Consider the following 24773-nt stretch of genomic DNA (forward strand, 5'->3'; position numbering starts at 1 on the left):
TTAAGTGCGCGCATTTTATAACAAATTAACTGAAGATGTAATGCAAAAGCACAACCCACTGTCAGAGTCTGTATACCTGATACAAAAACGGCGCAGTTAACTGCGCCGTTTTATGTACTTTATGATTAGCTTATATCATTCAGTAGTTTTGAGGCTTCACTTTGTTGGCGTTCATTACCGTCAATTTTGACTTCAGTGAGTAATGCTTTGGCAGCATCTTCATCTTCAATCTCAATGTAGGCACGGGCCAGATCTAATTTGGCATTAACTGAATTTTCTTCGTCATCAACATCAATCATTTCCGCATTGCCAATAAGGGCATTAACTTCGCCCATATCCACTTCAACATCTTTGTACTGATCGCTTACTTCAACTATTTCATCGGCATCATTTAATAATACGTCAATATCGATGAAACCGTTTTCTTGTTCAAAGGTATTAAGAGTCTCTTCAGATGGTGTTGATTGCTTTTCTTCAGCGTCAAGGGCTGCAAGGGCTTCATCAACAGTTAAATTATCTTCAGTAAGAGAATAACTGCCATCATCTGCACTATTAACTTCATCTGCACTATTAACTTCATCTGCACTATCAACATCATCTTGGTTGCTGGCTTGTTTAAATAATTCTGACTCCCAATCTAATTTGGCCGGCTCAGCTTTTTTTGATTTTAGATCATCAAAAAAGCCTGACTCTTTTGGCTCAAATTCAGGGTTTTCGTTAAGCTTGCTGTCATGGTCAGTGTCAGTGTCTTTATCAGCGACTGTGTCTGGAGCTGCATCAGTTTCAGCTAAGTCATCATCAAGTGCTGACAGGCCTGCCAGCATGTTATCAAATTCAGCTTCAGAGCCTCTTTCGTCCTCCGAAAACTCATCGATTGAAAATAATGGCGGTTCATCATCCTCGGCGAGCTTATCGACATCAAAGTCTGCCAATAACGCATCAAGATCGTCGGCATCTGTATTGCTATCGTTATTAGACTCTGTTGATTTCTCAGCCGCTAATAACTGGTTAACGAGGGGATCATCGTGCTGATCATCATCTAGGCCAAGAGTGACATCATCACCAGAGGCAAATGTGAGTGGCTCGGCTTGGCGCGTATCTGTATCTGCAAGGCTGGCTTCTGGCTCATTATTCATGTCAGCAAGCAAGGCATCTAAATCGGCATCCGATGTGGTGGCGTGTTCGTGCTCGCCTTGTTCCTGCTCAAGCTCGGCGGCAATTTGCGCGGCGAAATCATCTGCCCCAGTAAATGACTCTTCAGGCTCTGCTGTCTGTTGAGGTAACTCGGTTTGTGTTTCTAAATCTGAAATGAGTGAGTCAAGATCGCTATTGTCGCTATCAATTTCAAGCTCTGATTCAATTTGGGCTAGCTCAGAAGCTAATTGCTGCTCGACATCGACATCTGAAGTGGCTAGCGGAGTAAACTCTTTTTCAGGATCGACTGTTGCCAGTAACTCATCAAGATTCTCGCTGTCATCTAATGTGGTGGCAACATCGCTTTCTAATTCAGCTGCAATTTCGGCAGAAAAATCTTCTGCCCCTTCAACATCATCAGTAACGTCGATGGATGCAAGTAAGGCGTCAATATCATCAACTGAATCATCAACTGAATCATCAACTGCGCTATTGGCAGATTCATCAGCCTGTGTATCGACAACATTTGATGATTCAGGCGCTAAATCAAAGTCAGCTAGTAAGCTGTCGATGTCATCTTGAGTATCTGTTTCTGGCGTTTGCTGTAAAGATCCGCTATCTAATTCACCGTCTGCTTCACTGCCTGCTTCGGTTATAGCTTCATCTGCCGGTAAATCAAAATCTGCCAGTAAGCTGTCGATATCATCTTGGGTATCTGTTTGGCTTGGTTCTGGTGCGACTTCAAATTCAGCTTCTGCAGCAACTTCACCAGCATTATCCGTCGGTAAATCAAAATCTGCCAGTAAGCTGTCGATGTCATCTTGGGTATCTGTTTGGCTTAGTTCTGGTGCGACTTCAGATTCAGCTTCAGCAGCAACTTCACCAGCATTATTCGTCGGTAAATCAAAATCAGCCAGTAAGCTGTCGATGTCATCTTGAACATCTGTTTGGCTTGGTTCTGGTGCGACTTCAGATTCAGCTTCAGCTTCAGCTTCAGCTTCAGCTTCTGCAGCAACTTCACCAGCATTATCCGTCGGTAAATCAAAATCAGCCAGTAAGCTGTCAATGTCATCTTGGGTATCTGTTTGGCTTAGTTCTGGTGCAACTTCAGTAGTATCCTCTGCTGGTAAATCAAAGTCTGCAAGTAAACTGTCTAAATCTTCTTCGTCTGTTTGTTTAACTTCTGCTGATTCATCAAGACCGTCAAGTAAGCTTTCAAAATAGTCTCCTTCGTCTTCTATAGACGCCAATTCGACTTCTTGCTCATTCATGGCTTCAGACCACAAATCATCTAGTGAGGTGCCTTCAGCTATTTGTTCGCTAGCCTTTTCATCTTCGATATACATATCAACATCATCAGCACCATCTAAAGATAATTGCGTTTCGTTGGTGATATCTAGATCAAGCAAATCTTCCGTAGAGTCTTCTTCATCTAAATGAATCGCTAAGTCATTGAGATCGTCAATATCATCCGTAACGGCTAAGGGTTCTGAACTAGTTTCAGCTTGAGGTGTTTCATTGATGCTTTCATCCTGCTCATTTTTACGGCGCATCAGCCAGAAAATAATCAGAAAGATTATAATAAGCGGTAATGCCGCGATAACGGCAAGCAATATCATGTTGTCAGCAATTGACCGCCAAAAGTTAGTTGGCTGCTCAATGACTGTTGGCTTAGCATTTTCAGCAACCAATAGCGCGTAGGCCGCTTCAAGTTCAGTGTGCTTTTCAGAAAGTAATTGTAACTCTTCTTGTGAGACAGAAAGCTGCAAAGACAGCTCTTTTATCTTCGCTTTTAAGGCAGCGTTGTCAGCGTCCTTAATCATTAACATATCTTCTGAACGCGCCAATTCATCGGTTAAAGATAAACTTTTACTTTGTGCGTTCTCGAGTTTAACGGTTAACTCATCAATGAGAGGTTGGTTAACCTCGACTGTATTTTTAAGTGTTTTTTCAGCTACGATGGCTAACGGTTTTTGAGCTGAAGTTGCGCTCGTTTGCCCAGCACTTACCGCAGGCTTTTGCGGCGCTTTGACCGTTATATTGGCATTCGCGAAGCGTTTATCATTATCTTCAGCCCGAAGCTTGGCATCCGCTTTGGGGATTTGCGCCATCACATCTGCAGAAGGGACCAACAGCGTCATCCCCCGCTCTAAAGAATTATAATTATCACTGCTAAAGGCGTGGGGATTAGCATCAAAAAGTGCCGCCATCACTTGGTATATGGTGATATTTTGATTGGGCCTAACCTTTTGCGCAATACTCCAAAAAGTGTCGGCTGAAGTTGTAGGACCATATTGACGGGCAACGATAGAATTGACTTCGCCGTTGGGGCCGGTAATTTTTAGCGTCTGAGCATGGACAGGCTCAACCGTAGAAGAAGCAGAAACAGCGGCCAAAGCACAGGCCATTATGCCAACAAAATAAGCAGTACGAAGAATCATCAATCTTTCCTTTGAGCGCTATGGGGTTGTCATCATGACAACTGGCTTTAGGCAATTGTATTTATTAGTTTTAGTATTCATAAGACTATAAACCAGATTTAATTACCCTGCTACTGTGAACCACGCTAAAATGAAAAAAGCCTGCAGGCTGCAGGCTTTTTAATCTAAATAGCTCTATTTATAGGGATATTATCGTATTAATAATAATCTCTAATCAAGACTTCGGCTATTTGAACACTGTTTAAAGCAGCACCTTTACGGATGTTATCGGCAGTCACCCATAAATTTATACCGTAATCATGAGAAATATCTTTTCTCACACGGCCAACAAATACTGGATCGGTACCTGCAGAGTCTGTCACTACCGTTGGATAATCTTCATCATTTTCAAATAACACGATACCTTCAGCATCACGTAGGACGGCTTTTACTTCTTCTGCTTCAACAGGTTGGCGAGTTTCAAGGTGCACTGCTTCTGAGTGACCATAAAAAACCGGAACACGCACCGCTGTTGGATTAACCACGATATCGTGATCACCAAAAATCTTTTGCGTTTCCCACACCATTTTCATTTCTTCTTTGGTGTAACCATTGTCCATAAACACATCAATTTGCGGTAATACGTTAAAAGCAATTTGCTTTGGGTATACTTTATTTTCAGCTGGTAAACCTTGAAGTAGTTTGGCCGTCTGACCCGCTAATTCTTCAATAGCTTGCTTACCTGAACCTGATACAGACTGGTAAGTTGCCACGTTAATACGTGAAATACCAAATGCATCATAAATAGGCTTTAGCGCCACTAACATTTGAATGGTTGAACAGTTAGGATTAGCAATGATATTACGATTACGGAAGTCTGCGATGGCCTGCGGATTAACTTCTGGTACCACTAATGGCACATCGATGTCATAACGAAAATGTGAGGTGTTATCAATCACCACACAGCCATGCTCTGCAGCAATCGGGGCCCACTTAGCTGAGACGTCACCACCTGCGGAGAAGAATCCAATTTGAGCCGTGCTCCAATCGAACGTATCCACATCTAGAATTTCGACTTGTTTACCATTAAAGCTAACGGTTTCACCTGCACTGCGGCTACTGGCTAATGGGTATAAGTTTGCAACCGGAAAGTTTCGCTCTTCAAGGATCTCAATCATAGTTTGACCCACTGCGCCCGACGCACCTAAAACAACAACATTAAATTCCTGTGACATAATTAACGCTCGACTCCTGAAAAACCTAATTTATAGACCCAATTTACCTTACAAGCACCCGTGTTGACTAGCGACAATGCACTAAATTCACGTCGATGAGTGTGATTTTTTCTCATATGATCGAAGCCATTGTGATTTAGAAAGGTTTTTCTAAATAATTCGTCATCATCTTTGAGGTTATAAACCTGTCTAGCAAGGGTAAGTAACTGACTTTCTGTCGGTTGCTCTGCCACGGATAATTGATTAATAAAAAATGACGGTAACAGGCTCGATACTGATTTCTCATGGGGCAACTTTAGGATGTCACACAATTTTTCAAACAACATAAAGGTGCCCCGAGCTTTGCCTTCTAAGCTATATCCAGCAATGTGAGGAGTCGCAAATTCAGCTAACGGCACCAGCTCAACCATTGGGTGTGGCTCACCTTCCCATACATCTAAAACCAGTTTTAAATCGTCACGTAGACGCTTAACTTTTATCAAGGCTCGGTTATCAATGACCTCACCTCTGCAGCAATTTAATAACCAGGTATTTTCTCTTAGCTGCAGTAATCGAGCTTCATCGAATAAATACCAGGTTTTATCTGCGCCTTCTTTGGTAATTGGCACATGTAAACTGATGATGTCGGCTTGCTCGATTATGGTATCTAATGACACGAACTGGCGTTCATCCGCAGCACTTTTTTCTAAAATAGGATCACATAACAGTACTTTCATGCCATAAGCGTTTAGGCACTTTTCTAATGCTGAACCGGTATTACCCGCACCGACAATGCCAACAACTTTATTTTTTATTGGCTGCTTAAAGCGTTTAGCCAATTCAAGCATGGCGATAAAAGCATACTCGCCCACCGCTGTGGCATTGCATCCAGGGGCATTAGTAAACGGGATATTACGCTGCTTAAGATAGGCTAAATCAATATGGTCGGTACCTATGGTGGCACTGCCAACAAACAGTAATTTGTTTGCTTTAGACAATAAGCCTTGATTGACCTTAGTAACTGAACGAACTAGCAGCACGTCAACATCAATCAGTTGCTCTGGTGCTAATGAGCGACCATTTACGCGCTCAATTGTCCCTAGGTGCCCAAATAAGGCTTCCACATAAGGCATGTTTTCATCGGCAACGATTTTCATAAGTGTAATTAGCCATAAATACTGTGATTATCTGCTTATTCTATCAAGTTATTAGAATGCATAGGTATCAATGAATTAGAAATATTGTTTTCGAGCCGCATTGATTAGCTATGTGTAAAAATAGTTTTAATCTGCTTTAAAGGTCAAAAAACACAAAAAAGCCTTCTAGTCTGTCGACTAGAAGGCTTTGATTACTTTATACGAACGACTAATAAAGTCGCTGTCTAAGCTTATTTATACTTGCGCATAACCAAAGTGGCATTAGTGCCACCAAAGCCAAAGCTGTTGCTCATCACAGTCGTTAGCTTTGCATCACGATACTCAGTGACTAAAGGAATACCAACGGCTTGTTCATCCAAGGTATCGATATTGATACTTGGTGCAATAAAGCTATCTTCCATCATCACTAAGCTATAAATGGCCTCGTGAACACCGGCTGCACCTAATGCATGGCCAGTCAATGATTTAGTTGATGCAACTGGAGGCATGTCTGTCGGAAAAACCTCACGCAAAGCTTCAAGCTCACGCACATCACCAACTGGGGTTGAAGTACCATGAGTATTGATATAATCAATTGGGGTATCAACATCAGCTAGCGCCATTTGCATACAACGCACAGCACCTTCACCTGACGGTGCAACCATGTCGTAGCCATCAGAAGATGCGCCATAACCAATGATTTCCGCATAGATTTTTGCGCCACGAGCTAATGCATGCTCTAACTCTTCAACGACAACAATCCCGCCGCCACCAGAGATAACAAAACCATCACGGTCAGCATCGTAAGTACGTGAAGCCTTTTCAGGCGTGTCATTATACTTAGTTGACAATGCCCCCATAGCATCGAAGCCCATGGTTAGGGTCCAATCTAGTTCTTCTGCACCACCAGCAAATACCATATCTTGCTTACCCATTTGAATAAGCTCAGCTGCATGGCCAATACAATGTGCTGAAGTTGCACAAGCAGAACTAATTGAATAATTCATACCTTTAATTTTAAATGGGGTCGCTAAACAAGCACTCGCCGTACTGGCCATAATGCGCGGTACAATATAAGGGCCAACACGTTTTACGCTTTTTTCACGTAAGGTGTCAGCTGCTTGTACTTGATTTTTAGATGATGCGCCGCCAGTACCGACCACTAAACCCACGCGATGGTGAGAATACTGCTCTTCTGTCAAATTAGCATCACTGATTGCTTCTTGCATTGCAATATAAGCGTAAGCTGCTGCGTCTCCCATGAAGCGTAATGCCTTACGGTCAATATGCTCAGCAGGGTTTAATTTGATATCCCCCCAAACATGACTACGTAATTTCATTTCTTCAAATTGATCTGAATGGGTGATACCACTACGTCCAGCTTTCAATGACTCTGTCACTTCTTGCTTGTTATTACCGATGCTAGAAACAACACCTAAACCTGTAATTACGACTCTTTTCATTTTATGCTATCCATTTTGTACATGTCAGTACCTAATTTTGCTGTGGCAATGATATCCGCTTTAGATGAATAAAGTGGTCAGCTTTCAGCAAACACAGGTAAAATAATCTCAATTGAATCATTTTGAGTAACGAACTTTGACCAAATTAACCACTGACTTCCTTTTTATAGACCGAGATTGTGCAACATTTTCGGCAAAATATCCAAGTAGTTACTGTCAAAATCCTGATAATGCCTCTAGCATAAGGCATTATCATCAAACTGTCCTGTCTGATGCAGCAGTCTCAAATAAAACCTTATCGATTGCTCAAATAGGCTTCGGTATTGGTATGGAGCTCATGTCACTATGGCAGTTATCTCTAACAAAAAACCAAAAAACACTGCTCAGCATATTTGAACCTAATCCTATAAATTCAGCTGAATTAGGCTTTTTACATCAACATCTTGATAAACAAGATCCATTTTATGAATTAGCCTTAGTCCTTCAGCAAGCTTGTATCGCCAAAATATCTGGTTGCCAAAGATTGGTGTTAGCCAAAGGTTTATTCACTGTTGATCTGTATTTCGGTTCATTGTTAGAAAATTGCCAAGGTATTCCCAACGCCGAAAAAATGTTGATATCAAACTGGCATTGCTTACCTCATACGATTACAAGCCAATATATAGATCAATACCTTAGTGAAAAGTTACTGTGGCAAATGGGCAGACTGAGTGAAGATACAGCCAATATTCACTATTTTGACTCTGCCAGTGACAATGATAACGCAACGAGCTTTAAACAACTTAACCTATTAGCCAGCAGAAGCGGTTTTGGCGTAAATAATATTTTTAACCAGAAAAGTGAATGTCAACCTGATACTCAAAAACACGATTCTATTGCCTTACAAGAGCGCCAAGCGCTGCGCCGCAGTACTGATAGCCATTACGCCTATTGCTTGAGCCCTTGCAGTGAACATCATCAAAGCAGTGACGACACTATCGCCATTATTGGTGGCGGTATAGCTGCAGCCCATTTGGCGTTATCACTGATTGAACGTGGGCAGAGTGTCACCATTTATTGCAAAGATAACCAATTGGCTGATGGCGCATCGGGTAATAAGCAAGGCGCTATTTATCCCCTACTCACTCCTGATAACAACCTGATGAGTCAGTACTTTCAACAAGCTTTTTTATTCAGTCGCCGTAGGTTGCAGCAATTAACAGCGTTAGGTCACCAGATTGACCATCAATTTTGTGGTGTACTGCAAACTGGGTTTGATGAGCGCAGTGATGCCAGACTGAATAAAATTATGCTTGGTCAGCAGTGGCCAAAAGAAATTGCTTTCAGTGTTAACGCTGAGCAAGCCAATCAACTGGCAAAAATCGACATCAACAAAAATGGCTTTTACTATCCTTGGGCTGGTTGGATCTGCCCTTTTGAATTTGCTCAGGCAGCCATTGCTCATGCCACTTCAGTTGCAGAAAAAAATGGCTGTAAATTAATAATTAAGCTCAACACTAAAATTAACAGCCTTGAGCGAGTTAACAGCCTTGAGCGAGTTAACAGTCCTGAACGGGTTAACAGCCTTGAGCACGACATTGACTTAACACAAGATGGCAAAGTGCCCTCTCAGAGTGCTTACTGGCAACTTAACGCCAGTCATGACAACGAGCAACATGATAGCTTTAGGCATGGTAAAGTCGTCATCGCTTCAGGGGCTCAATTAACTGATTTTAAACAAACTAAATTATTACAGGTCACAGGCTTTCGTGGCCAAGTGAGCCATATACCCAGCCAAGGTGAACTGGCTCAACTTGATACGGTGATTTGCGCCCACGGCTATCTCACTCCCAGTAATAATCAGCGCCACTGTGTTGGGGCAAGCTATGTAAAGTCGCCCGATAATGTAGATTACAGTCCCACTGAGCAATTAGAAAATGCCCAAAAAATGCATCAGAGTTTTCCTGAGCGTAACTGGCTGTGCGATATTGATGTATCAGCTGCCAGCGCCAGAGTGGGCGTTAGAATGGTTACTCGTGATCATTGCCCTATGATGGGACTCGCCCCTAATGTTGAAGCCATTTATGCCCAATATAATCAGCAGCCATTAGAGCAACATCAGCATAGTCCCGCTAGCCGAAAGTTTTGGCAGCAACACCAAGCACCAAGCTATGACAATTTATTCATTTTGGGAGGACTAGGCTCAAGAGGCCTAAGTTCTGGGCCTTTAGCTGCAGAGGCATTAGCGGCAATGATATGCAATCACACGCCACCACTTAGCTATGAAATGCTGGCAATGCTTAACCCCAATCGAATGTGGTTAAGAAAGTTACTCAAAGGTAAAGCGTTAAGCTAATTGAGCGTTTTAATTCAATCGACAGAGATAACAATGAATCATCTAATCCATCAAGCTTACGAAGGCGAGATTTACGGCATTGCATTTTTTAGTTACTTTGAAAATGTTGACGATAATGATGAGCAAAATAAGCTCTGGAAGGCGTTAGTGGAAGTAGAAACGGTTACCGCAGAGTTATTACTACAGCATCTTTTGAAACAACCTCAAAAATATGTGTTTAAAACCGCTGAATTAACCGCACAAGGCGATGACGATGCCAAAAAGTGGATCGACTTACCTTGGCTTGAATTAATGCAGACCTTAAGCCAATGGGTTGAACCTTATGAAGTAAAATATCGACAATGGTTACAGCAATGTCAGCTTCAAGATAGTCAAGAGAGCCGTCAATTAGCACCGACATTTGAACTTATAGCAGAACATGAAACTGCAATTTATCACTGCTTACAAGCTGAGCTAACTCGAGCCTATGCACAAGCAGAAACTCAAGTAGCAACACAAGTAACAACACAAGTAGCAACACAAAAAAGTGGCTTGGAATATTTAAGCTCTTTTTTGAACAAATACAACAAATAGCCACTTAAGCATCTAAAAATCAGGCATAAAAAAGCTCAATAGGACATTATCTTATTGAGCTTTAGTTATTACCAGGCGATTAACGCTGAACCAATTAACCGTTTACTTTTTTAGCCAAGTTTTGACTTTGGTACGATTATTATTGTCGCGACTTTCACGAATTAATTCATCGTCTGCCGCTATTTGAGTGCTTTTTGATAAGCGGTCATAAAGCAATACATTCACTGACGCAGCTAAGTTCATACAACCGAGAGTTGGCACATAAACCACATCATCCGCGGCATCGATAATTTGCTGGGGTATGGTGCCATCTTCAGGGCCAAAAATATAAAATGCATCTTGCGGGTGCTCAAACAAAGGCAGCGGCGTTGCGCCAACCACTAGATCAACACAAATGATTTTTGCGCCTTGTGGCACTTGCTCAAGTAAAGACTCAACAGCGGTGAGCGGAATAGTAGCGGCCGCATTTTTGGTATCGATGTCATATTGCGCTTCACCAGAACGTGCCGCCAATGCATAACGATTACCAGTGTAAAAAACCGAATTAGCTCGGTAACAGCCAGCAGCGCGCATAATGCCGCCAACATTTACTGGTGTTTTTGGGTTAACAAGCCCAATTGAAACAGTTTGCTTAGTCATAGATTATTTAATGTCGCTAATAATTTGACGAAGCTGTAACCATGCAGCCTTGACTAGACTGAAATCTGCTTCATCTAGTTCATCGTTTGCTAGCGCTAAACAATCGACCATTTTATCATCTAATGCATCGATGCCAGAAGTCTGCTCTTGCTCAAGCTGTGACAATACAACAGCGATATGGCCTTGCAAATAACCACTGGCAAATAACGCATCATCATCGCCATGGGCAACGTTACTTTCAATCCATGACTCTAATGCAGCATCATATTTTTCTAACATGGTTTAGCTCTCCGATAAATCTGGATTTGCCACTTGGTACATCACGTAATCGTGGTATCCAGTAACAATTTTATAATAGCCCGTAAGCTCTCTATCTAATTCTGGGTCGCCACTATCCACAATTAATGGCCTGCCTTCAAGTGCTTTTAACTTAGTTTTTGTAGCAAGGATAATAATATTGTCTTTACCAACTTGTTTTATTAGCTCTGGAGACAACTGCTGATTACCTCGACCTAATATGTGGCCTTGACCGCCAATGAGGGTAATAACCAGTTTTGTGGGTTTATGCTGAGTAAGCTCAATTAACTGCTTAGCAGTAACATCACTGGCTACTAAGGTTTGATCATGAATCACATCAACACCTAATAAGGTGTTATCAATATTGAGCTCTTCCATTAACGCAGCAACAGTAGAGCCACTGCCTATGATATACAGCTCATCTTCCATCTGACTAATCACATCAGCTGCGATATCAGCTAACACCAGTTCATCGACTTCCTTGCCGCCCATTTTTACCGCTTGAATATAACGTGGCTCTGCAGGCACCTGCATTTCACCGTATCGTTTAGCTTTTACCACACCTTGCCTAAACGCCACTTCATCAATATCCATCACGTCAGCATCCATCAAGCTCACCAATTCACGTTTTAACAGCATTTCAACCACAACACCGGCAGCATGGGGGGTAATCGCATACACCCCAGAGTGAATCTTAACCCCAGCAGGCACACCTAACACAGGTAAAAGCGCAGTATCATCTTGCTCAATGACACTATAAATATCTCTGGCAGTGCCGTCACCACCGGCAAATAACAGTAAATCTAACGATTCATTGATCAGTGCTTTAACGGCTGATTGAGTGTCTTTAGCTTCGGTTATATTCGCAGACTGATAAACGCACTCAGTATTAAACCCAAGCTGTTGGGCTAAATCATGCCCCATCGCGCCGGATGCGGTAATAATATCGATTTGATCTTTAAATGGCAGCACAACCTCTAAAGCTTGTTGCATTCTAAGCTGCGCTTTGGGCTCAGCGCCTTTTGCAATAGCTTGCGTCGCAACACCGTCAGAGCCTTTTAACCCGACACTACCACCTAATCCAGCAAGCGGATTGATAATCAAACCTAAACGAAAACGCTTCACGAAATAACGTCCTTTTTTTTCTCTGAAATGGCCATAACGGCAAGCATAGATAAAAATGCACACATAGCGGCAAAAATCCAAGTATTGGTAGAGCCAGAACCATCACCCCAAATAAGCCCGCTTATCCAAATACCGAGCGCGCCACCAAAACCAAAGCTGATACTGGCGTACATGGCTTGGCCTTTGCTGCGATGGGCAATATCAAAATTACGATGAATAAACTGAATAGAAGCCGCATGGGTTAAACCAAAAGTAAAGGCATGCAGCGCTTGGCTAATGGATAAAATTAAGATGCTATCAACCCCATAAGCTAACAACAACCAACGAACAGCCGTTAATGCCACACTGAGTAGCAGTAATAATTTAACCCCAAACCGACCCAGTAACCTTGGTGCTAGCATGAACATTAAGATCTCGACCACAACACCAAAAGCGACAAATAACCCCGCGCTCGCTTCAGAGTAACCCGCTTGCTTTAGGTAAAGTACGAAGAAGCCATAAAATGGCCCAACACTCATCTGTAATAATAAGGCTGAGACTAAAAACCAAAATATAGGCGCGGTAATTTTTAAAGGGGGCCTTAAAGATGCGTCAGCAACGTTGACTCGATTAGCAGGCAACGCCAAGGAACACAAAAACATACCGATGAATAACAGCATGCCAATTGAGGGCAATATGTCAGCGCCAAACTGGCTGATAGCAAAGCCACCAGCCACCACTAAACAAATGTAACCGACACTGCCCCAGCTTCGAATCGCGCCATAGCGATGCGCTTCATCACCCAAACTTTCAAGGGTAATCACTTCTAACTGAGCGAGAATTGCATTCCAAAAAAAGGTATAGATAAACAAGCTAATGGCAAGGTAAACCACACCAGCATCAAAGAAAAAACTGATGTAAGTTATCGCCGCGGCAGCTGATCCAAACTTAACTAACTCACTGCGCATGCCCGTTCTATCAGCGACAAACGCCCAAACGTTAGGTGCAATGATGCGTGTTCCCATGAGTATTGCCATGAGAAAACCAATTTCTTGCGCATTGTAGCCTCGGTTATCGAAAAACACACCGAGATAAGGAACCATTAAACCGAGGATGGAAAAGAAAAAGAAATAACAAGCACTGAGCCAAACTGCTTTTGGCTCAGTGCTTAACAAATTAGGCATTACTTCATTCCGATGACAGGGGTTTGGGAAACCACGTCCTGATTTTGCGCGCGATGACGAAGTAAGTGATCCATCAATACGATAGCCAGCATGGCTTCGGCAATCGGTACAGCACGAATACCAACACATGGATCATGACGACCTTTAGTGACCACATCTGCTGTGGTACCTTGAGCAGTCATACTTTGACCAGGTACTGAAATACTAGAAGTTGGTTTTAATGCAATATGCGCAACAACAGGCTGACCAGAAGAAATACCGCCAAGCACTCCGCCCGCATGGTTAGACTCAAATCCTGCTGGCGACATTAAATCACGTCCTTCTGAGCCTTTTTGGGTTACCACACCAAAGCCATCACCAATTTCAACGCCTTTAACCGCATTGATACCCATTAACGCATGAGCAATATCGGCATCTAAACGGTCAAATACTGGCTCGCCTAAACCAACAGGAACACCTGTTGCTGCCACGGTAATTTTAGCACCGACTGAATCGCCAGATTTTTTCAAATCACGCATATATTCGTCTAGTTGCTCAAGCTTACTGGCATCAGGGAAGAAAAAGGCATTTTGCTCAACTTCATTTAAATCAACTGATTCAGCGCAGATAGGACCTAGCTGAGACATGTAACCATGGATTTCAATACCATGTACTTGCTTTAAATATTTTTTAGCTACAGCGCCAGCAGCAACTCGCATCGCCGTTTCACGCGCTGATGAACGTCCACCACCACGATAATCACGCAAGCCATATTTTTGCTGGTAAGTGTAATCAGCATGACCAGGACGGAATAAGTCTTTAATATTTGAGTAATCTTGGCTACGTTGATCGGTATTTTCAATCAATAAGCCAATCGATGTACCGGTAGTTTTATCTTCAAATACCCCTGACAAAATACGAACTTCATCAGCTTCGCGACGCGCGGTGGTATAACGAGATGTCCCAGGACGGCGACGATCGAGATCATGCTGCATATCTTCAACGGTTAACTCAAGCCCTGGAGGGCAACCGTCAATAATACAACCTAATGCGACACCGTGACTTTCTCCAAAGGTAGTCACTACAAAGTTTTGACCAATACTATTTCCTGACATGTGTTCTGATTACCTCAGCTAAATTTTATGCTAATAGCTATTATTCACTATCCCTATTATTCACTATCTTTGTAGATGGCGAAAAGTGATTCATTTTCAACTAGCTGATCATAAGTCAATACAAACACGCCATCGCCGCCATGTTCAAACTCAACCCATGTAAATGGTACGTCTGGGAACTGCTCAATTAAATGCACCATTGAGTTACCCACTTCAACCACTAACAGACCATCTTTTGTTAGGTAGTCTGATGCATTAGCTAAAATACGCTTGGTTAAATCTAAACCATCACGACCCGATGCCAGCCCAATGGCAGGCTCATGATGATATTCATCTGGCATATCGCCAATATCTTCTTCATCTACGTATGGTGGATTAGATACGATCAAATCGTACTGCGGCCCTTTTGGGATAGCAGAAAACATATTTGACTGAATAGGGAAAACACGATCTAGCACGTCTAAGGATTCAATATTAATTTGAGCAACTTCAAGTGCATCTTCACTGATATCTAATGCATCGACTTCTGCATCTTCAAATGCATAGGCACACGCAATTGCGATGCAGCCACTGCCGGTACATAAATCCATCACACGATGAACTGGCTTGTTATAAAGCCAAGGGCTGAAATTATTGTTGATCATTTCAGCAATTGGAGAACGTGGTACTAACACACGTTCATCAACATAAAACTCTAAATCAGCAAAGCGTGCTTTATTAGTCAAATATGGAACAGGTAGACGCTCACGAACACGGCGAATAATTAATTCCACTATTTTATGCTTTTCACTGCTGGTTAAATTGGCATGAACCACTTGCTGGCCGATTTCTTCAGGAAGGTGCAGTGCGTAAAAAACCAAAGCAATCGCTTCGTCCCAAGCATTATCAGTTCCGTGACCATAATAAATGTTGGCATCGTTAAAACGGCTAACGGCCCAACGTAACATATCGCCAACGGTTCTTAATTCGGTGACAGCTTCATCTACAAAGATTTTATCCAAAACATCGCTCCTGAAAAATTGTTCCCGCACATTGTAACTGAAGTCTATTAAGATGACCTAGAATTCAATACAATAGCAGCATGAATAAAGAAAATAACCCTGACTTTGCACTGTTTTCAGAGCACTTGGATGGTATTAGGCCATTAAACCAAGATAAGCATCATTTTAAACAGTCAGTCAAAACTAAACAACAAGTCGAAATCAAAGAACAGCAGGTTTATGCCGACAGTTATTTTTCAGATAACTATCAGCCGTTACTCCCCGTTGAAGGGCCGATGCGCTGGTTAAACGATGGTGTTGAAAAGATTGAATTAAAACGACTTCGCCGTGGTGATTACCAACCTGACTTGTTACTTGATTTGCACGGCATGCGACAAGCTGAAGCTAAACTTGAGCTTGCAGCCTTAATACAAGCCTGTGTGAAACAGCATGTTATCTGTTGCTGCGTCATGCACGGCTATGGCTCAGGGATTTTAAAACAGCAATTACCCATGTGGCTGGCTCAACACCCAAAAGTCAAAGCCTTTCATCAAGCCACCAAAGAATGGGGCGCTGATGCTGCGCTACTGGTATTGATTGATATTGGTGAGCATCCCCATAGAAGATAGCGGCTATTTACAGTTAATAACGACAAGCATTTAAATAATTATCTTGAGCCAAAACTAAAAAGAGCCTTAAAAGGCTCTTTTATATTAAATACTCAACCAAGATTCAATAACTGCAGTTACCAATCACTCATTGGAAGAACTTAAGCGCTTATTTGTGTTGGGGTTTGCATTAGCTCAAAATGAAAACCGTGTTCGTTTTTATCAATCGATACAATAGCCGATGTAGCAAATATCGGAGGCTCCATACCTGCAACTAATTCACTGACCATATAACCTAGAATAGGCATGTGAGCGATAACTAACACCTTTTGAGCATTGTAATGTTCAGCATAAGCTAAAATAGCATCAACAGCGATTTGAGGGCTGCCAGAAGGCGTTATATCATCTAACACTAACCATTTGTTTGGTTCCGGTAGATGTTTAGCCACTTCTTGCCATGTTTGTTGTGCCCTTAGGTAAGGACTTACTATCACTAAATCGACACTGTTTACTTTCTGCGTTAACCAATTGGCCATGGTATTTGATTGATTACGCCCAACTTGAGATAACATACGCTCTCTATCAGATGGGGCGTCAAAACTTGCTTCGCCATGGCGCATTAAAAATAGCTGCATACTTCTCTCGCTACTCATTATTATAGTGTTTATTGGCTAATTGTAGCCTTAAATAATTCATCCACAAAGAAACTATGAAGTAAAATTAATTAGTCTTTAGTCGATGTTTCTATGAATTTTATGCGTATTATTCTGAAAAGCTATTAAACTCTTTCAACAGTGTGACTAAAAGTTGCTAAAAACCGCTAACAATATCACTATATATATTCAAACTACTTTTTTAATAGTTGCAAAGTGAGCAACAAAGAACCCAAGTAGTTACTCAAGTCGTTATACAGTGCCTTCTCATCTGGAGCATTATCTTGACCATAAAACCAGACACTACACAGCCTGAAATAGTGAAAAGCCCAAATGATCATCGCCAATACCAATATATGGTTTTGGAAAATGAATTGCGGGTGTTATTAGTTGAAGATACCAAGGCTACCCATGCGGCAGCGTCCATGACCGTATCTGTGGGTCACTTTGACGACCCCACTTCGCGACCCGGCATGGCGCACTTTTTAGAGCATATGCTGTTTTTAGGCACTGAAAAGTATCCAGATTCTGGTGAATATCATCAGTTTATCAATCACCATGGTGGTACCAACAACGCTTGGACAGGCACTGAACAAACTAATTTTTTCTATAGTATTGATGCTGAGCAATTTGAAGAATCTTTAGACCGATTTAGTCAATTTTTTATCGCTCCTAAATTTGACTTAGAACTCGTTGATAGAGAAAGGCATGCCATTGATTCTGAATACAGTTTAAAGCTTAAAGACGATATTAGACGGGTTTACCAAGTACAAAAAGAATCAATCAATCCAGCACATCCATTCAGTAAATTTTCAGTGGGCAATCTGCAAACCTTAGCAGGCGACGAAGCTGATGTGCGCCAAGAATTACTGGATTTCTATCAAGAAAAATACAGCGCCAACATTATGACATTATGCCTAATATCGCCGCTATCGTTAGACCAGCAAGCTGAAAAAGTACAACAATATTTCAGTGCTATTAATAATAAAAAGATAATAAAGAGCTACCCTGACACCCCTTATTTAAGCCAAGAGTTATTACTAAAAAAAATTAATATCATGCCAGTAAAAGAGCAAAAGAGGCTCAATATTAGTTTTGCCCTGCCTAGCATGGAACCTTTTTATAAAACCAAACCACTGACTTTCATTAGTCACTTATTAGGCAATGAAAGTCCTGGTAGTTTACTGTCATATTTAAAAGAGCATGGTCTAGCCAATAATTTATCGGCAGGTGGTGGGGTCAGTGGTTACAACTTCAAAGATTACAGCATCAGTATCCAGCTAACCGACAAAGGTTTAACGCAAGTTGATGAAATCGTAACCTGCACATTTGAATACCTTGAATTAATTAAAGAGTCAGGCATTGAGCCTTGGCGTTATCAAGAAAGAGCAAGCCTGTTATCTACAGCCTTTAAATTTCAAGAACAAATCAAAAATCTAGATCTTGCCAGCCACCTTAGTATCAACATGCAGCACTATGATGTTGAAGATGTGGTTTACGGTGATTACCGAATGGATAAACTTATTGAGACAGAAACTCTTGAGTTACTTCATTATTTTAATCCTAACAACATGCGTACTCAGTTACTCTCAAAGGAAGTAAGTACTGACACTCAGGCGCAATGGTATTTTACCCCTTACTCTATTGAGGAGATCTCAAAAGAAAAAGTGGCCCATTGGCAGCAGGTAAAACCAAGAAAAGAACTAAAATTACCCCTTAAAAATCCTTTTATCGTTGACGACCCACAAGCTAGAAGTGAACTAAGTACCAGTGCTGTGCCGACCATTGTGGCTGAAGATGAAGGTTACCGTTTTTGGCATCGTAAAGATGATGAGTTTAACGTACCCAAAGGACATTTATATTTATCCTTGGACTCAGATCAAGCTAGCCCCACCCCAAAGCATGCCGCGTTAACAAGACTGTATGTTGAGATGGTGCTAGATTACCTCGCTGAAGCCACTTATCAGGCTGAAGTAGCAGGACTAAATTATAATATTTACCCTCATCAAGGTGGAATAACACTGCATCTAACCGGCTTTACCGGTAATCAAGAAACGCTATTAGCTTTAGTAATTGAAAAAGCCAGAGAGCGAAACTTTACCCAAGATAGGTTTAAGCTTATCAAAAAGCAGCTTATCCGCAGTTGGACTAACGCAGCCCAAGCCAAACCCATCGCGCAGCTCTTCACTAGCTTGACTGTGACACTGCAGAAACGCTCTTACGAGCCCACTAGAATGGCAGAAATGCTAGAGGAAGTGACACTAGATGAATTACATGAACACGTAGGGGCATTTTATGAAAAAATTTATGTTGAAGGTTTAGTCTATGGTGACTGGTTAGCGAGTGAAGCCCAGCAACTGGCGAGACGCTTAAAACAGGTTCTGTCATTGGTAACAAAGCCCAGTAACGAATCTAGTCGCGAACTCATTAATCTGTCTAATCGCGGCATGTTAATGCGGGAACTCAACATTGAGCATCAAGACAGCGCGATCATTATTTACTACCAATCAAAACAAACAACTCCCCATCAAATTGGGCTGTTTAGTTTATTAAATCATACGATGTCTTCGACATTTTTCCATGAACTCAGAACAGAAAAACAACTTGGCTATATGGTCGGAACGGGCTATTTACCTTTAAATCGACACCCGGGGATGATTTTCTACATCCAATCACCCACAACTGCGCCACGAAAGCTTCTTGAAGCCATCGATGAATTTATCGCGGACTTTAACTATGCAGTCATGCAGATAACCAAGGGGCAGTGGGAAGCTACTAAGCAAGGTTTGATCAACCAAATTTCAGAAAAAGATGCTAGTTTGAAAAGCCGAAGCCAACGCTACTGGGTCTGTCTTGGTAATCGTGATTATGAATTTAATCAAAGGGAAAAAGTAATAGAGGAAATTAAAAAGCTCACCCGCGCTGATTTGATTAAGTTTATCGTAGAAAATATGCGCTCAAAGCACAGTGACCGATTAGTGTTATTTAATGTTGGAGAGCAGCATCAACAACTTGAGCCTATTGCTAACACTCAAGTGATAACAGACTTGAAAGGCTTTAAGCAGCAAGCAGAGAAGTTTAATTTTTGAGAAACGTAATATTTTTCACCCGTAACTTAATCACATAATTAATTGTTACTACTTTACTAAACTGCGCATAAATACAGCAACCCAGTGGAATACGCTATAAAAACGTTAAAATTAGATAATTATGAAACAAATAACACTAAATAAACACTATATGCCCTACAAAGAAAACACTATACTGATCATTCACAACCTTAGAAATCAACCTTTTTTTGACAAAGGCTTAACTTTCTGAAAAAGTGGTACTTTATTGTAAATAATTATCAATTGCAGCAGACAAAAGTATCCTTAATATGTCAATGATTAGACCATTCTTAATATGCGCATTTTTTATTCTTCAAAGCAATTCGTCTTCGGCTTTTGCTATTGAAAGTAATGATTATGAGTTGAACCTTAACATTGAAACCTTTACTGTCGATAATGGCTTATCACAACCGAATGTGACAAGTATTGTCGAAGACCACCAAGGTTATATATGGGTCGGTACTGTAAACGGACTTAATCGATTTGACGGAGTCAATTTTAAGCATTTCTATGCAGAAAATAACAATACAAACTTGCCCAGCTCATTTGTAAAAACACTGCTTATTGATGAAAAAAATAGGCTTATTGTTGGCACTGATAAAGGCTTAGCTGTTTTTGATGAAAATTCAGAAAAATTTATCCCCATCGTAATAGATGGTAAGATTATTGATGAATCGATTTGGCACCTTGCACATCTACCAGAAGGTATCGCGCTTGGTCTTAATAATAGAATTATCATTTTAAATGAGCAATTAACTCGGGTTATTTGGAGTTATGAAAGTAAAATATTACAAGAAGTAAAACGAATAATTAAAATTGATGATGATTTTTTTATCAGAAATTATAATGGCTTAGTATTTAAACTATCAAAAAACAATTTATCTATCATAGAGCACAATTCAAATGATATTGGACTTTTAAACAATGAGCTTATTATATCATCTCCAAATGGTCTTTATAGTTTCAAAAACAACCTAAAGATGAAGTTTTCAAATCATCAACTCATGTATTTGGAACAATCAAAAAGAAACGATAGTATAACATCAATAATCAATTCAAATCTCGTCACCGTTTCAAAAAATAAAAAAATAAAAAATATCGGTTATATTACTGCCAACACTTCAATAACAAGACCGATCATAACAGAAACAAAATCATCTATTTTTGTTGCAGACGTTAATATCGGACTAATAAAAATCGATAGAAATAAGAATCTAATAAAGACCTCTAAAAAAATCAATGGAAATACTTGGTCAATAACAGCAAATGAGAATAGTATTTTTATTGCAACTGGCAATTCTGAAGTAAAAATATTAGATAATAATTTAAAAGAAAAATCGACTATAAAACTGAACAATATACAAGGACCAAAATCTATTGAATTATTAGATGACAATTTGTACATCGGTAACATCAATGGATTGACTAAAGTTGATTTAAACTCATTAACGACAATAAAACTATCTGATGAACAAGTAATCTATGTAACAGTTGATAAAGCAAGGAAGTTGGTTTATGCATCAACCATTGATGGAAAAATACTAATTTTAAAAAATGATAATTTAATTCAAACTATAACCACAGGTGAGCGTTATCCGGTATTTCAAGTACTAAGGGAAAATGATACATTTTGGGCTGCTACCCAAGGTGGTTTGTTCAGAATCACGGGTAAGAACAAAGATAAAGTATATGATAAAAATATGGTAATGAGCCTTGCCTTAGATGGAGATCACATACTATTCGGTACAATAAATTCACTTTTAAAGCTTTCAACTAAAGACTTAAGTTTACAAAAAATATTCCAAAATAACAAAATAGTTTACTCAATTGAAATCTTAGATAGTTTTATTGTCTCGGCTTCGGATACAGAAATAAATATCACTAACAAAATAAACCTAAAAAATACCTCAATATCAAATAAAAATGGCGCGCAAAATGATTATAACTCTCAAGGTTCAATAATTACTGGGGATGATATGCTTTTTACTGGTTCAAGTGGAATAAGTATTATCAACCCTCAAAAAATATATAATGAAATCATTAGTGAAATCCCATCAAAAGTTGCTCTGACCGATTTTCAGGTTTTTAACATCACAGAAAAACTTGGTGGAGATATCTTATCAAAACCAATTAACATCCAAGAAAATATAACGCTAAAATACTCAGACTATCCTTTCTCCTTTACTTTTATTACACCAGGCAAGTCTTTGGACGATTACACTTTTTATTATCAAATGGAAGGGTTAAATGACGATTGGTTACCTGCTCAAAATATTAACTCAGCAACTTATACTAACCTTTCTGCTGGCACTTACTATTTTAACGTTTATGCTATTAATAATTTATCAGGCAAGCAAGGAGAAACAAAATCAATACAAGTGACTATAACCCCGCCTTGGTATTTATCTTTTGAAGCAAAACTATCCTATACCGTATTGGGCTTATTAATATTGCTACTCATAGCCAAGACAATTTTACGCAGACGAGAAATACAAAAACAAATAGCCCTTAGTGAAGAAAGATTAAAATTATCACTATGGGGTAGCGGTGATGAAATGTGGGATTGGGATATTGAAACCGGTGAAATTTACCGATCCAATATCTGGGGAACATTAGAGTTTCCTCAAGATGGCCATCGCTCAGGAAAACCTGGAGAAGAAAGCAATATTCACCCCCTCGATCAAAATAGAGTTAAAACAGCCCTTAATGACCACTTTAAAGGGCTAACAGATCATTTTGAAGTTGCATACCGCGTTAAAAGCCTTCAACACAAATGGGTTTGGGTACTAGATAGAGCAAAAATTGTTGAAAGGGATCACAAAGAAAAACCGCTGCGTATGACGGGTACCATCAAAAACATCAATAATATTAAACAAACCGAAGAACAATTAAGACTATTCGAAAGAGCAATTGAAAACATTTCTGAAGGCATGTTTATTCTAGATGACAAATTTCATTTTGTTGAAGTCAACGATGCTTGTTGTCAATTAACCGCCCAAAACCGAGCTGAATTTCTTGGACAATTATTTAACTTTACTCGTTACCCTGACAGCTACTCTAACCAAATTCACGCAGCTTTGGCCCAACAGGGCAGCTGGAGTAATGAAGTAGAGGCCAATCGCGGCGATGGTAGCCATTTCTTAATGGAGCTCACCGTCGATGCTATATACAACGAACAAGGCGAAACCAGTCATTACGTAGGGGTATTCTCAGATATTACTCGTCGTAAACAGCAAGAAGAAGAACTACGCAAATTAACCAATAGTGATTTGCTCACCGGGCTACCTAACCGTTCTAGTTTACAAGTAACCTTGAACAATCTAGTGAAAAAAGACGTCCACCATACATTAATGGTATTGGATTTAGATAATTTCAAACGTATTAACGACTCGCTAGGCCACCAAACTGGTGATGCGTTACTTATTGATGTCGCTCGTAGGCTTCAAGAAAATATTCCAAATCACGTTAGTTTATATCGTCTTGGCGGTGATGAATTTGCCATCTTAGTTGACCATAACCCTGATATTGGTTCATGTGCGGCTATCGCCTCTCGAATAATAGACTCATTGAAACAAGAGTTTAAAGTTGATAACGAATCCCTCGTTATTAGCTTAAGTATCGGGATAGTTTTATACCCTGAAGATGAGCAAAATGAACAAGCCCTATTAAGAAAAGCAGATATCGCTATGTATCATGCCAAATCAGGGGGTGGCAATCGTTACCAATTCTATTCAGAGTCTTTAAACAAAAATGCGCTACGCCAATTAGAAGTAGAAAACTTGATCCGAGAAGGATTAAAAGAAGATTACTTTGAAGTCTATTACCAACCCAAAGTCGATTTAAAACAAGACAGCCTTGCTGGAATGGAAGCTTTAGTTAGATTAGTTCATCCGGAATTTGGTGTCATCCCGCCAAATGAATTTATTCCACTTGCTGAAGAAAATGGTTTAATTGTCGAAATTGGCGATCTGGTTTTACGTAAAGCCTGCTTTGCAGCACAAAAGTGGCGCGAACAAGGTGTATTTAACGGCCGTGTAGCCATAAACTTATCTTCAAGACAGTTTGCCCTACCTGATTTACAGCAACGCATATTAAGTGTATTAGAGCTCACAAAGCTCCCAGCTTGTCACCTTGAACTAGAAATTACTGAAAGTACCATTATTAAAAATCCAGATAATGCCATCAAAGTAATGAATCAGCTTGCCCAAATGGGGGTGACTCTAGCCCTTGATGATTTTGGTACTGGGTATTCATCGCTTTCATATCTCAAACATTTCCCAATTCATTGTTTGAAAATTGATAAATCTTTTGTGGATGATATCGATAAATCAGATCGTGATTTAAAAATGGTCGATAGCATTATTACTATCGCACATAACATGGGCTTATCTGTTGTCGGAGAAGGTGTAGAAGAAACCGCGCAATTAAATATATTAAAAGCCTTAAAATGTGAAGAAATCCAAGGCTACATCTTTAGTAAGCCTGTTCCAGAAAAAGATTTCACCGAATTATTAAACATCAATCAAAAAAAACAAAGTAAAAAAACCGCGATTTAAGCAACATTGGCATAACAACTGCAATCCTCTATTCAGATGTCAAATAAAAGTTAAAACTTTAATTAACCCTGAATAGAGAGATTAAACAATGATTAATGGAATTATCGTAGCTGCAATTTTATCTTCAACTTCTAACGCTGCTATTAATACGACGGAAACAGTATTTTCTAATCAAGGGCTGCATACTTCTAACCAGAAAGCTAAAGTAGTAAGTGGTCATATCAAGTATTCAGAAACGAGTACTCAACTAGCTAGCAGCCCTTACATCAAGTA

The 24773-nt window shown here is 40.2% G+C and carries 16 protein-coding genes and 1 pseudogene; 6 read left to right on the forward strand and 11 right to left on the reverse strand.

Going from position 1 to position 24773, the window contains the following annotated elements; translation table 11 throughout:
- Positions 1-125: 125 nt before the first annotated feature.
- The 4 genes from AB4160_RS11215 to fabB form a co-directional block, all read right to left on the reverse strand.
- Positions 126-3575: a FimV/HubP family polar landmark protein gene (locus AB4160_RS11215; protein ID WP_372004662.1), complete on the reverse strand. Its 3450-nt coding sequence runs from the start codon at positions 3573-3575 to the stop codon at positions 126-128.
- Between the two features lie 197 nt (positions 3576-3772).
- On the reverse strand, positions 3773-4789 hold the full coding sequence (locus tag AB4160_RS11220) for an aspartate-semialdehyde dehydrogenase (RefSeq protein WP_102437458.1): 1017 nt from the start codon (positions 4787-4789) through the stop codon (positions 3773-3775).
- Positions 4790-4791: 2 nt separating this feature from the next.
- Entirely contained in the window at positions 4792-5925 is a 1134-nt protein-coding gene (locus AB4160_RS11225) for a 4-phosphoerythronate dehydrogenase (protein WP_372004665.1), read from the reverse strand.
- A 230-nt stretch (positions 5926-6155) separates the two neighbouring features.
- A complete protein-coding gene (gene fabB, locus AB4160_RS11230) occupies positions 6156-7367 on the reverse strand; it encodes a beta-ketoacyl-ACP synthase I (RefSeq protein WP_076537142.1) in 1212 nt (403 codons plus the stop codon).
- 136 nt (positions 7368-7503) lie between these two features.
- Between fabB and mnmC the strand changes: the two genes are divergently transcribed.
- Positions 7504-9702 (forward strand): FAD-dependent 5-carboxymethylaminomethyl-2-thiouridine(34) oxidoreductase MnmC, encoded by a 2199-nt coding sequence (gene mnmC, locus AB4160_RS11235; RefSeq protein WP_372004668.1) that lies wholly within the window; start codon positions 7504-7506, stop codon positions 9700-9702.
- 33 nt (positions 9703-9735) lie between these two features.
- Complete coding sequence (locus AB4160_RS11240) at positions 9736-10275, forward strand: hypothetical protein (RefSeq protein ID WP_198590467.1); 540 nt, start codon at positions 9736-9738, stop codon at positions 10273-10275.
- A gap of 102 nt (positions 10276-10377) precedes the next feature.
- Here AB4160_RS11240 and AB4160_RS11245 read toward each other — a convergent pair.
- From AB4160_RS11245 to prmB, 6 genes and pseudogenes are all read right to left on the reverse strand, one after another.
- Positions 10378-10899 (reverse strand): annotated as a pseudogene (locus tag AB4160_RS11245) (RNA methyltransferase); the annotation flags it as partial.
- Between the two features lie 18 nt (positions 10900-10917).
- Positions 10918-11193: a YfcL family protein gene (locus AB4160_RS11250; RefSeq protein ID WP_076537149.1), complete on the reverse strand. Its 276-nt coding sequence runs from the start codon at positions 11191-11193 to the stop codon at positions 10918-10920.
- 3 nt (positions 11194-11196) lie between these two features.
- Positions 11197-12336: an ATP-NAD kinase family protein gene (locus AB4160_RS11255; RefSeq protein WP_102437466.1), complete on the reverse strand. Its 1140-nt coding sequence runs from the start codon at positions 12334-12336 to the stop codon at positions 11197-11199.
- The gene (locus tag AB4160_RS11260) at positions 12333-13499 is read right to left on the reverse strand and encodes an MFS transporter (protein WP_102519754.1); all 1167 of its coding nucleotides are present in this window, start codon (positions 13497-13499) and stop codon (positions 12333-12335) included. Before AB4160_RS11260 ends, AB4160_RS11255 begins: the two co-directional genes overlap by 4 nt.
- Positions 13499-14593 carry a chorismate synthase gene (gene aroC / locus AB4160_RS11265; RefSeq protein WP_102437470.1) on the reverse strand — a complete coding sequence of 365 codons (1095 nt, stop codon included), beginning with the start codon at positions 14591-14593 and terminating at the stop codon, positions 13499-13501. The genes AB4160_RS11260 and aroC overlap by 1 nt, the downstream gene beginning before the upstream one ends.
- Before the next feature lie 56 nt (positions 14594-14649).
- Positions 14650-15594, reverse strand: coding sequence for a 50S ribosomal protein L3 N(5)-glutamine methyltransferase (gene prmB / locus AB4160_RS11270; RefSeq protein WP_102437472.1), 945 nt, complete (start codon positions 15592-15594; stop codon positions 14650-14652).
- A gap of 80 nt (positions 15595-15674) precedes the next feature.
- Between prmB and smrB the strand changes: the two genes are divergently transcribed.
- Positions 15675-16202, forward strand: coding sequence for an endonuclease SmrB (gene smrB, locus AB4160_RS11275; RefSeq protein ID WP_102437474.1), 528 nt, complete (start codon positions 15675-15677; stop codon positions 16200-16202).
- Positions 16203-16342: 140 nt separating this feature from the next.
- Here smrB and sixA read toward each other — a convergent pair whose 3' ends face one another.
- Positions 16343-16816, reverse strand: a complete 474-nt coding sequence (sixA, locus tag AB4160_RS11280; protein ID WP_102437476.1) for a phosphohistidine phosphatase SixA — start codon at positions 16814-16816, stop codon at positions 16343-16345.
- A 374-nt stretch (positions 16817-17190) separates the two neighbouring features.
- Between sixA and AB4160_RS11285 the strand changes: the two genes are divergently transcribed.
- From AB4160_RS11285 to AB4160_RS11295, 3 genes are all read left to right on the forward strand, one after another.
- A complete protein-coding gene (locus AB4160_RS11285) occupies positions 17191-19923 on the forward strand; it encodes an insulinase family protein (RefSeq protein WP_372004676.1) in 2733 nt (910 codons plus the stop codon).
- Positions 19924-20213: 290 nt separating this feature from the next.
- Positions 20214-24500 (forward strand): EAL domain-containing protein, encoded by a 4287-nt coding sequence (locus AB4160_RS11290; RefSeq protein WP_372004670.1) that lies wholly within the window; start codon positions 20214-20216, stop codon positions 24498-24500.
- A gap of 88 nt (positions 24501-24588) precedes the next feature.
- A partial coding sequence (locus tag AB4160_RS11295; protein ID WP_372004673.1) for a hypothetical protein occupies positions 24589-24773 on the forward strand: 185 nt, incomplete at its 3' end.

The organism is Shewanella sp. 10N.286.51.B8 (genome assembly GCF_041469325.1).
Classification (GTDB): Bacteria; Pseudomonadota; Gammaproteobacteria; order Enterobacterales; family Shewanellaceae; genus Shewanella.